Origin of the sequence: Microbacterium sp., from assembly GCF_049661145.1 — a bacterium.
GTDB lineage: Bacteria > Actinomycetota > Actinomycetes > Actinomycetales > Microbacteriaceae > Microbacterium.
Genome location: NZ_JBASZT010000438.1, coordinates 1 through 1,939, shown reverse-complemented (window position 1 = coordinate 1,939; position 1,939 = coordinate 1). Strand labels below are relative to the sequence as shown.

General features: G+C 70.4%; 3 protein-coding genes. All 3 read right to left on the bottom strand.

Annotated features, from left to right (window positions below):
• Positions 1-621, bottom strand: a 621-nt coding sequence (locus tag WBP48_RS18100) for a PH domain-containing protein (RefSeq protein WP_424442154.1), incomplete at its 3' end; no start/stop codon positions are given.
• Positions 618-1,121, bottom strand: coding sequence for a PH domain-containing protein (locus tag WBP48_RS18095; protein ID WP_424442155.1), 504 nt, complete (start codon positions 1,119-1,121; stop codon positions 618-620). The genes WBP48_RS18095 and WBP48_RS18100, both read right to left, overlap by 4 nt.
• 187 nt (positions 1,122-1,308) lie before the next feature.
• A complete protein-coding gene (locus WBP48_RS18090; RefSeq protein WP_424442153.1) occupies positions 1,309-1,806 on the bottom strand; it encodes a DUF3180 domain-containing protein in 498 nt (165 codons plus the stop codon).
• Positions 1,807-1,939: the final 133 nt, after the last annotated feature.

Below are 1,939 nucleotides of genomic sequence, written 5' to 3'. Positions count from 1 at the left end.
CTGCAGCTGGCGCCCCGACGCCAGCCGCAGGATGTCGGCGCGCACCGCCTCAGCGTTGGCGGTCGAGAGGTATTCCAGCTTCACGTTCGCGTCGAGGCCCGCACCGACGACTTCCAGCTTCGCCGCGCCGAGGAGGCGCGCGACCATCGGCCGGGTGAGGTTGACGCCCTGCACGCGATCGAGCGGCGCACGACGGTGGGTGCGGAACAGGATGCCGGTGCGCACCTCCACGTCGTCACCGGTGATCCGGAACGTGTGGAATCGCCACGAGACGTAGAACCACCCCACGATCACGAGGAGCACGCCGAGGACGGCGAGCGCCGCGACCAGGATGAGACCGTTGGTCAGCACGTAGTCGACGGGGTCGCCCTCGTACTGCTCGAGGTCGCTGAAGCCCGGGATCAGCCAACCGATGAGTCGGTCGCGCAGGTTCGCGATGATGATGCCGATCACGACGACGAGGAACAGCCCGCCACGGAGCACCGGCGTCAGCGGGTGCAGGCGGTGCCATTCCCCGTCGCTGAGCGGCGACCGGACCTCGGCGACGGCGGCGGGTTCGACGGTGTCCGGGGGGCGAACCGCGGTGGGCGGAGGCGGGGCAGGGAGGTCGGAGTCGGTCACAGGCCCGTCCGTCGGGTCTCGGCGACGGCGATGAGGGTGTCGCGCAGCCGCTCGGCGGCCTCTTGCGTAAGCCCGGGAATCGTCACGCCGGTCGCCGCGGCGGCGGTCACGAGCTTGAGCTGCGCGATGCCGAAACCGCGATCGAGTGGGCCGTGGGTGATATCGACGAGCTGCATGCGTCCGTACGGGACGGCGACCATGCGCTGCCAGAGGATGCCGCGGCGGAACACCAGGTCGTCCTCGCGCAGCTGGTAGCCGATCGAGCGCGCCTGCCGCGGCAGGATGGCCAGCATCCAGAGCATGATCACCGCGACGGCGCCGGCGGGGATCCACACCCACACCTGATGCAGCACGAACGCGAGGACGAGCGCCACACCGATCACCAGGACGAGGAGCGTGAGCGTCGAGATGAGCTGGACGACGACGTAGCTGCGGGAGATCTGATGCCAGACGCCGTCACCGACGTCGAGCGGCAACCGGCCCGCGCCGCGGGGCTCCATGATGGTGTCGTACGTCCCGTCATCCAGCCCCGCTGCCGGCACGCCGTCGTCAGCTTCTTCAGTGGCGCTGCCGCGCCGTGGGGCGAGAAAGTCTGGATCAGGTCGCGAGACTTCCGCATCAGCTTCTTCAGTGGCGCTGCCGCGCCGTGGGGTAAGGAAGTCTGGGTCAGGTCGCGAGACTTCCGCATCAGTCGTGATGGGAGAGTCCGAGGTCGGGGGGAGAGGGAGGTCCGGGGTGTTCGTCATCGTCGTCCTTCCGAATCGTGCACAGGTGCTCGGCGTACAGGCCGGCGACCACGAGGACGAGGCCGCCGGCGATGGCCGCGATCACGGCACCCATCGAGCCTAACGAGGGCGCGACGGGCCTGGTCAGCAGGAACGTCAGCAGTCCCCCGGCGACGCCCGCGACGACGCCGCCGACGATGCTCGAGGCTTTCGCGAGCATCGCGATCCGGACGGCGCGAAACGGATCGACTCGGCCGCCGGGCGCGCCGACGATCGCGCGCCGGATCGGCAGTGCGAACAGCACGAGCGCGAGCCCCAGCAGCACGAGCAGCACCGGCAGCAGCAGCGACGGAGTGAACGTCGGGCGCCCGACGGCGGTCAGCAACTGATCGATCCCGAAGCCCGCGACGAAGCCGATCGCGACCGCGGCGATCAGCACGCCCGCTCCGGTGCGCTTCATGCCCGTTCCTTCCCGCCGGAACCGCCGGTCCCGCCTGCGCCGTCACCGAGCCGTGCGAGCAGGTCGGCGGCCCGCCCGGCACCGGGCAACTCGGCATCCGGGTCGACCTCGAGCCACGGCCGCAGCACGAAGT

What these genes read in the sequence shown, in the direction of transcription:
- WBP48_RS18095 (WP_424442155.1), bottom strand. Translation starts at nt 1,121, where the DNA reads ATGGAGCCCCGCGGCGCGGGCCGGTTGCCGCTCGACGTCGGTGACGGC.
- WBP48_RS18090 (WP_424442153.1), bottom strand. Translation starts at nt 1,806, where the DNA reads ATGAAGCGCACCGGAGCGGGCGTGCTGATCGCCGCGGTCGCGATCGGC.